Below are 8,786 nucleotides of genomic sequence, written 5' to 3'. Positions count from 1 at the left end.
CACTATGTCTCACATTTATATTTCTCAACTCACAAATTCATCTTCTACTAGAAATTATTAATAATAAATAATATTTCAATTGAATAATATTACTCTTTTACGCTGCCAGCAGTTAGACCACTGACCAAATATTTTTCAAAATATATGAAAATTAAAAGTACAGGTACTGTGACTATGACTGAACCTGCCATTAAGTATTGACGTGGTGTTTCTGCATCTCCGCTAAGATATTGAATAGCTCTTGATAGAGTAAAGGATTTAGGACTATCTAAAAACATCAATGAAAAAAGGAATTCATTCCAAGCAATCATAAAGACATAGAGTGCAACAGATGCAATAGCTGGCAAACTTAAAGGAATTATAATCTTTAAAATTATACCAAACCAATTTTGACCATCCATGATACCAGCATCTTCAATTTCTTTTGGAATACTTTTGAAATATCCTTGCAGCATATAAATAGCAACTGGCAAGGTAGTTGCAGTATAAACAATCAATAAACCAAAGATTGAGTTTCTTAATCCAAGTTGACTAAACACAGTATATAAAGGGATCACTAGAACAATAGCTGGAAACATATAAATAATTAAAATCGAGGTTGATAAAAAGTTTTTGCCAAAAAAATTTAATCTGGCAACAGCATAAGCTGCAGGGATTGCAAATAATAGAGTGACAATAACAGTTCCAATTGAAACAGCTGAGCTTATTAAGATATATCTACCAAAATTATAAGTTTCAAAGATAACAAAATAAGATTTGAACAACTCAGTTAACCTTTTGGTAAAATCTAGACTAAAGTCTAAAGGATTAACTAATAAAGCGATCTGAGTTTTAAAACTGGTAACTAGCATAATGTAAAACGGGAATAAGATTACAAATGCAAAGAAAACAATCCCAAATAAGGTAATAAAATCAAAAATAATTTTTTCAGATATGAAATCTTCCTTTAAAGATTGCATATTATATTTTTTGAGTTTGTTCGTAAAAAATAAAGTAATTAAGAAAACTCCAAATATATACCAATATGGAGATGCTTCATTTAAGTAAAAATATGAAATTGAAAATATAAAAGATAATAAAAGAATCTTTATTAAGTGGTTAAGTTTATTACCGATTAAGACAAATGTTAAAGATAATAAAATACCAATTAAGAATACAGGTGTGATGTTTAAATTAGTGAAACTTAAACCTTGGAGCGTAGCCATGATTTTCCAAATTGACAAAATACATGCCAGAAAAAAAGATGAAATGATTAGAAATATTGCAAGAGACTTAAACTTCATTAGCCCTCTTTCCAATTAATCTAAAATAAATAACCATGAAACTAAGAAGTAACATCACAATGACTATTGAAACAGCAGAGCCCATCCCAATATCTGAAACTGCAAAACCTTGTTGATAAACATTAATAGGTAAAGTTCTTGTACCTGATGCCCCACCTGTTAATAAAAAGATATCTTCAAATTTATTAAAATTCCAAATAAACCTAATCATAAATAAAATTGAGATGATGGCTGTAATTTGAGGCAGTGTAATATGGATAAATTTTTGAATCGGACTTGCTCCATCCACCTCTGCTGCTTCATACAAACTTTGTGGTATTGCTTGCAATCTTGCTAAAATAAATAGAAAGGCGAGTGGAAAATAGCGCCAAATTTCAAAAAAGATGACTGTGGTTAAAGCCAACCTTAATTTAAATTCAAAACCCAAAACACTCATTGTTATGTATTTTTGCCCTAATAAATTTATTGGTTGCTCTATGATGTTAAAATTAACCAATAATGCGTTTAAAGTTCCGCTATTTGGATCCAGTAATAAAGTCCAAGTATAAGCTAAAGCAACTACAGGGCCTACATATGGAAAAAGTAAAATACCTCGCATATATGTTCGTCCTTGAATATTTTGATTAACTAATTGTGCTGCTAAAATTCCAAAGATAATTGCCCCAACTGTGCCAAAAAAAGTGAAGTAAAATGTCGTTAAAAGTAATTCAACAAAATTATTTTCATAAAAAACTTTTTTGAAATTTTCTAAAGTAAAATTTGTAGTGAGTAGCGGGTTATCTGCTTTCCCACTTAAAATTGGTTTTTGAGATTTAATTATCTTTTTATCAATTATTTCACCATTGTTATTCTGTATAGTTATCTCAAAATTTTCCCTATATTTCGCCTGCCAATTTCCAAAATCACAAACAACTTTTTTAGATTGAAAATTACATCTTGAATCTAAATTTACTGGTGAAATATTTGTTGGAAATTTATCTTGAAACTGAACATTTCTAATTTCTTGAATTAAAGAACTATTTCGTAATTTATAAATAATTTTTAATTCTGATCGGTTTTCTGAAATTGATTTAACAATTTTCTTTGCTCGAGGTTCTGGAATTCTAATATCTTTTAATTCAATGTCTTTAAAACTAATCCAAACATTGGCAAATATGGGAAATAATACGATGGCAAAAACTAATAGGACTGCAGGTAAAACTAAAGTGTAAGCAGTTCTTTTTTCTAATTTTGATAATGAATCACTCATAATAAAAAGCGGATAATAAAATATTATCCGCTCTTTATAAATTTATTATTTAAAACTTAGCTAATTCAGCGTTAATTTTCTTAACCGCTTCATCAACTGAGATTTGATCATCAATATATTCTCTAGTGATTCTGTTTAAGAATTGAGAATTGATGATTTTTGATGCTCGAGATAGTTCACCCTCTTTAACACCCCATCTGTTTGCAGTATCTAAACCTGCAACGATGTTATCAATAACATCTGCAGAATAAAGATCTGTTAAAGGAGCTTTTCTATCAACACCTACTGGTAATTTACTCCAAGCTTTAGTGTAAGCACTAGGATCACTCTTATTTCCTCTTCTTACTGGAAATTTTCCTTCCGGAGCAATTCCTAATGTCGCTGTATAACCTTCACTCATAGAGTACTCGATGAATTTTTTAGCTTCATCAGTATCTGCATCCGCAGTAATACCAAAGTATCTTACATCAGCCCAAGCAGCTCCTTTTTTATTGTTCGGTCCACTAAAATTAGTAATGAAACCAGTTTTAGAAGCTAACTCTGGTGATGTTGGATCACTATTAATTGTTGGCGGAGCAGAGTCTCTTAAACCTGCTAACTCATCCATAATAAATGGTGACCAAATAATCATTGGTGTTTTTCCAGCAAAGTATAAAGCTCTTGATTGTTTCCAGAATAATTCTCCTGGAGGGCTTGCTTTAGCAATAACTTTATAAAATTCTAAAGAATTCTTTAAAGCTTTCCCTTGCTTTTTAGTTCCACCTTTTTTAACAAAATTAACTCCATTAGCTAAAAGTACATGTTCAAGTACTTGGCTCATAAAGTTTTCATCTGTTTTAGTAGCTGCTACAAAGCCAAACATGTCATTGCTTGATAATGCATTAACTGCTTTAACAATGTTTGCATATGAAGTTGGTGGCTCTAAACCAGCTGCAGCAAATAGATCTTTTCTATAAACGACCATTTGTGTCCAGCCATCAACTGGTACAGCTGCAATTTTTCCACCTTTCTTAGCCATATTTAATGCACCCGGTGCAAATGTTTTCTTACCTAACGACTTAACTACAGCGTTATTTGCATCAACATCTAATATGCCTGCCTCAGCCCATGGTAAAACATATTGAAGAGTGTGATAAATCACATCTGGAAGATCTCCAGCAGCTGCTGCTGCAGTAGCTCTGGTACCAAGATCTTTTTCTTCAATTGGTATGACTTCAACTTTGATGCCAGTTTTAGCTTCAAACGCTTTGGCCATCTCCTCTTGTTTTGCCATTCTTGCAGGTTGGACCTCTGTCGTCCAAAATTTAATATCCGCAAAACTAGTATTAGTAATTAGAAATACTAGAGCAAATATATTAATTATGATTTTTTTAATCATGTATTCCCCCTCTTATATTGTTCCTCTCTGGTATTTAGTTTTCTCTGATGTTCGCGATTTTTTCATTGCGATAAATCTAGCAGTGTAATAAATTTTTAACAACATTTAATGGTTAGTTAAAATCCCTTTAAATCAAATAAATGTCAAAAATTGTTATTAAAAATCTCGAAAAATCATTTGGTGAAAATAAAGTTATCAACAATTTCAACATAGACATACACGATGGAGAATTTATAGTTCTAGTAGGTCCCTCAGGTTGTGGAAAATCAACTTTATTAAGAATGGTCTCAGGATTAGAAAGTATCGATCAAGGAGAAATATTTTTAGATACAAAATTAATTAATAACTTAATTCCTTCTAAGCGTGAAATTGCAATGGTCTTTCAATCTTACGCTTTATATCCACACATGAATGTTTTTGAAAATATGTCATTTGGTTTGAAAATGGAAAAAATTTCAAAAGATGAAATTAGTAAAAAAGTTAATCACGCAGCTGCTACTCTTCAAATCGAGGATTTACTAGAGAGAAAACCTAAACAACTTTCAGGTGGACAAAGGCAAAGAGTTGCGATCGGTAGAGCAATTACAAGAAATCCTAAAGTATTCTTATTTGATGAACCATTGTCTAATCTAGATGCAGCTTTAAGATCTGAAATGAGAGTTGAAATTTCTAAGTTACACAAAAAATTAAAAACAAATATTATTTATGTAACACACGATCAAATAGAGGCGATGACATTAGCTGATAGAATCGTAGTGCTAAATAAAGGAATTATCGAACAATTTGGAACACCAAATGAAATTTACACTGATCCAAATAACATTTTTGTTGCAGAATTTATTGGTTCCCCAAAAATGAATATTGTCAAAATTAATAAAGAACAAATTATCAATTCTAACACCATAGAATTATTTAAAAATAAAATTACTTTTGAAAATTTTAATTTTAAAGATGAGATTTATTTAGGTATTAGGCCTGAAGATATCAGCATAAAAAATGATCGTGAAATTAAATTAGATGTTAAAGTAGATCTTATTGAAAATTTAGGCTTCGAAAAAATTATTTACGCTAAATTATCGGACAACCAAATTACTATTAAATCGTCAGAAAATATAGATAATCAGCCACTTAAAATATCATTTTCTAAAGACAAGGTTTTATTTTTTGACAAAAATAAAAACAGGATAAAATAGATTTCTTTGAGTAAAAAATTTTCAATAATTATATTTACTGATTTAGATGGTTCATTATTACATAGAGATAATTTCAAATTTGATGAGATAAAAGATTATGTAAAAAGTCTTATTGATCAAGGGATTATTATTATTCCTAATACTAGTAAAACTGAAAAAGAAATAGAGGAATTTATAACGGAACTTGGTTCGGATCTTCCTTATATATCTGAAAATGGATCTTCAATTCATGGATTGAATTTAATAAATAGTAATTTTCCAAACAAAATAGTTTTGAGCAGAGATAAACAGGAATTAATTGAAATTTTTGATTCTAAAGTTCCTGAAAATCTTAAAGCTAAATGTAAATTTATTTCAAAAATGAATTCAAAAGAACAAACCAATATTTTTGGTCTTCAGGAAAATAATTTAAAAAATGCTTTAAATCGGAAATATACAATTCCATTTTTATTTGAGGGTGACAAAAAAGAAAAAAATAGATTATTTAAAATTTTAAGATCTTCTTCATTAACAATGCAAGAAGGTGGTCGTGTTTTAAACTTAGGAGATAACACAGATAAAGTTAGATCAATGAATCAAGTTCTTAAAATTTACAAAAAGGTAGAAAGTAAAATAAAGGTCATAGCTGTAGGAGACAATTTCAATGATTTAGATATGTTGAGAAATTGTGATATTCCATGTTTAGTCTTTAATGATCAATTTACACAGGATCAAATAAACATAGATAATTTAATAGTTTCGAACAAGCCATCACCTGAGGGCTGGGCTGATGTGATTAAAACGGCACTAGTTAAACTAGACTGTTAAGATTAAAAACCCGGCATGAGCGATTTTTCTCAAAACGGAGTAGTCTCAACTTTGCACGACTTTAAAACAAAGTCCACATCAGTCATTGAAAGTGAGCTATCAAAATTTTCAAAACAAAGAAAAATGGAATTAATTTTACCATGTCTTTATTCTGAATTAGAGGGAACAGCTTTACCAAAAATAGTAGAGGAAATAAGTAAAACAAAATATTTAGATCACATAATTATCGGATTAGATAAAGCTAATGAAGCACAAGCAAAAAAAGCTTGGAAATTTTTTAAGAAATTAAAATCACCTTTTTCAATTCTGTGGAATGATGGACCTGGTTTAAAAAAACTTGATCAAGAATTAAAAAAAAATAACCTTGCTCCAAGTGAGCTCGGTAAAGGTAGGAATGTTTGGTATTGTATAGGCATGTGTATAGCAAGGGATAGTGCGCGATCAGTTGCTTTACATGATTGTGATATTAAAACTTATGATAGAAGAATGCTTGCAAAGCTATTTTATCCAGTAGTAAATCCCCTTTTCAACTTTGAATTTTGCAAAGGTTATTATCCAAGAGTAGCAAATGAAAAAATGAATGGAAGAGTTGCAAGATTATTAGTTTTTCCGTTACTAACAGCACTAGAAAAAACTATTGGTAAAAGTGATTATTTAGACTTTATGAAGTCATTTAAATATCCTTTGGCAGGTGAATTTTCATTTAGGCGGAATGTTTTACCTGAATTAAGAATTTCCTCAGACTGGGGAATAGAAGTTGGAATTTTATCTGAAATGCAAAGAAGTTTTTCGCCTCAAAATATATGCCAGGTGGATTTAGCAGATACTTATGACCACAAACATCAAGTGTTATCAATTGATGATGAAACAAAAGGACTATCAAGAATGTCTATCGATATCATTAAAACATTTATCAAAAAACTTGCAACTCAAGGTAATACTTTTAGTAGGGAAAAGTTTAGATCATTAAAAGCAACTTATTATAGATCTGCTTTAGACTTAATTGATATATATAGAAATGATGCAGTAATGAATGGTCTAAAATTTGATTCTCATACTGAGGAAAAAGCAGTCGAATTATTTGCAATTAATATAATGAAAGCAGGAGAAGCCTTTATTCTTAATCCAATGGATACCCCTTTTATACCCACATGGAGTAGAGTAAAAAGTGCTATACCGGATTTTCTTGGAAGACTTGAAAAAGTAGTTAATGATGATAATAAAAAATATTATTAATGTTAACTCAAAAAGATCAGAGAACTATAAGGTCTAAATTAGACAATATTTACAAGACATTCCTATCAAAAAAAAATATTGATTATTTTGAGAATGAAATTTTTCAAATAATCCATCATTTTAATAAAAAAAATCCAAAAAAGAAAAAAAGTATCTCTGAAAAAACTACTTTGGTTATTTGTTATGGAGACAGCGTATATTCAGGAAAAAAGAAATCAATTAAAGTATTTCAAAACTTCTATCAAAAAAAATTAAAAGATTATTTTGATACTATTCATTTTTTACCATTCTATCCTTCAAGTAGTGATAGTGGATTTGCTGTCAAAGATCATTACAAAGTAGAGAGTAAACTTGGAAATTGGTTAGATATAAAGAATGTTTCAAAATCAAGTGATGTCATGGCTGATATGGTCATTAATCATTCATCAGCAAGAGGTTTATGGTTTAAAAATTTTTTAAAGAAAAAGGAGCCTGGAAAAGATTATTTTTTAACAGTAGATTCAAAATTTAACACTTCTAAAGTAGTTAGACCAAGAGATCATAGATTACTTAAAAAAATTAAAATTTTTAAAAAATCTGATTATCTTTGGCGGACGTTTAGCCCAGATCAAATTGATTTAAATTTTAGAAATCCCTTTGTATTAATTCAATTTATCAAAATAATGATTCATCTGATTAACAATGGTGTAACTATTTTTCGATTAGACGCTATTGCATACCTTTGGAAAGAAAATGGAAGTAAGTGTATAAATTTAGAACAGACACACGAAATAATTAAACTTTTAAGAAATATAACCAATCTACTTAATATTAAAACTAATATAATTACAGAAACTAATTTACCTGAGAAAGAAAACTTAAGTTACTTTGGAAAAAATGATGAAGCTAACTGGATTTATAATTTTTCTTTACCACCTCTATTAATTCACGCTTTATTATTTGAAAATAGCATATTTTTAAATAAATGGAGTAAAAACCTTCCAAATACAAAAAAAGGTAATAGTTATTTAAATTTCATTGCATCACATGACGGAATTGGAATGAGGCCTACGGAGGGATTATTAAATCAAAAAGTATTAAATAACTTTTTAAAGAGACTTAAAAAAAATGGCTCAAAATTTTCTTATAGAAAAGTTTTAAATAAAACCAAAAAAGTATATGAAGCTAATATTACTGTTTTTGATGCTTTAAAAAAATCTGATTATGATCAAAAAGGTGAATTTTATTTTGAGAGATATCTTTCTGCTCACGCCATCATGATATCTTTTGAGGGTATTCCAGCTATATATTTTAATTCAATTTTTGGTACGGCTAATGACGAGGCTAAATTTATAATTACAGGTAATAACAGAGATATTAATAGATATAAATGGAACTTGAAAAATATTATTAATAAACTTAAAGACAGCAAAACAAAGCAAAATAAATTTTATACCAGTATCTGTAATTTGTTAAGAATCAGAAGAAATCAGAGAGCTTTTCATCCAAATGCTTCGAGAATAAATTTAGATTTTGGACGAAAAATCTATGGTTTTAAAAGAATTAGTAAAGATAAAAAACAGACAATAATATGTATTACAAATTTAAGTTCAAAAATTCAAACAATCAAGATTGATAAAAAAAATCAAAAGATGAAGAAT

7 protein-coding genes are annotated in these 8,786 nt (G+C 29.0%); 4 read left to right on the top strand and 3 right to left on the bottom strand.

Annotated elements, in window-relative coordinates; genetic code table 11:
• Positions 1-89: 89 nt before the first annotated feature.
• From ACTT83_RS05595 to ACTT83_RS05585, 3 genes are read right to left on the bottom strand one after another with little or no spacing between them, the layout of a single operon-like run.
• On the bottom strand, positions 90-1,283 hold the full coding sequence (locus tag ACTT83_RS05595; RefSeq protein WP_440919117.1) for a carbohydrate ABC transporter permease: 1,194 nt from the start codon (positions 1,281-1,283) through the stop codon (positions 90-92).
• Entirely contained in the window at positions 1,273-2,532 is a 1,260-nt protein-coding gene (locus ACTT83_RS05590; protein ID WP_440919116.1) for a carbohydrate ABC transporter permease, read from the bottom strand. The genes ACTT83_RS05595 and ACTT83_RS05590 overlap by 11 nt, the downstream gene beginning before the upstream one ends.
• A 49-nt stretch (positions 2,533-2,581) precedes the next feature.
• Complete coding sequence (locus ACTT83_RS05585) at positions 2,582-3,910, bottom strand: ABC transporter substrate-binding protein (RefSeq protein ID WP_440916309.1); 1,329 nt, start codon at positions 3,908-3,910, stop codon at positions 2,582-2,584.
• 140 nt (positions 3,911-4,050) lie between these two features.
• Between ACTT83_RS05585 and ACTT83_RS05580 the strand changes: the two genes are divergently transcribed.
• From ACTT83_RS05580 to ACTT83_RS05565, 4 genes are all read left to right on the top strand, one after another.
• On the top strand, positions 4,051-5,103 hold the full coding sequence (locus ACTT83_RS05580; protein ID WP_440919115.1) for an ABC transporter ATP-binding protein: 1,053 nt from the start codon (positions 4,051-4,053) through the stop codon (positions 5,101-5,103).
• Between the two features lie 6 nt (positions 5,104-5,109).
• Positions 5,110-5,910, top strand: a complete 801-nt coding sequence (locus ACTT83_RS05575) for an HAD-IIB family hydrolase (RefSeq protein WP_440919114.1) — start codon at positions 5,110-5,112, stop codon at positions 5,908-5,910.
• 15 nt (positions 5,911-5,925) lie between these two features.
• Complete coding sequence (locus ACTT83_RS05570; protein ID WP_440919113.1) at positions 5,926-7,146, top strand: glycosyl transferase; 1,221 nt, start codon at positions 5,926-5,928, stop codon at positions 7,144-7,146.
• On the top strand, positions 7,146-8,786 hold a 1,641-nt coding region (locus tag ACTT83_RS05565), incomplete at its 3' end, for an alpha-amylase family glycosyl hydrolase (RefSeq protein ID WP_440919112.1). The genes ACTT83_RS05570 and ACTT83_RS05565, both read left to right, overlap by 1 nt.

The organism is Candidatus Pelagibacter sp. (assembly GCF_052049775.1).
Taxonomy (GTDB): Bacteria; Pseudomonadota; Alphaproteobacteria; order Pelagibacterales; family Pelagibacteraceae; genus Pelagibacter.
Note: the sequence above shows the minus strand (reverse complement) of the source record. Positions and strands in the feature narration are given on the sequence as shown.

Excerpts from the sequence above, each read along its gene's own strand:
- ACTT83_RS05595 (WP_440919117.1), bottom strand. The coding sequence starts at position 1,283 with ATGAAGTTTAAGTCTCTTGCAATATTTCTAATCATTTCATCTTTTTTT.
- ACTT83_RS05590 (WP_440919116.1), bottom strand. The coding sequence starts at position 2,532 with ATGAGTGATTCATTATCAAAATTAGAAAAAAGAACTGCTTACACTTTA.
- ACTT83_RS05585 (WP_440916309.1), bottom strand. The coding sequence starts at position 3,910 with ATGATTAAAAAAATCATAATTAATATATTTGCTCTAGTATTTCTAATT.
- ACTT83_RS05580 (WP_440919115.1), top strand. The coding sequence starts at position 4,051 with ATGTCAAAAATTGTTATTAAAAATCTCGAAAAATCATTTGGTGAAAAT.
- ACTT83_RS05570 (WP_440919113.1), top strand. The coding sequence starts at position 5,926 with ATGAGCGATTTTTCTCAAAACGGAGTAGTCTCAACTTTGCACGACTTT.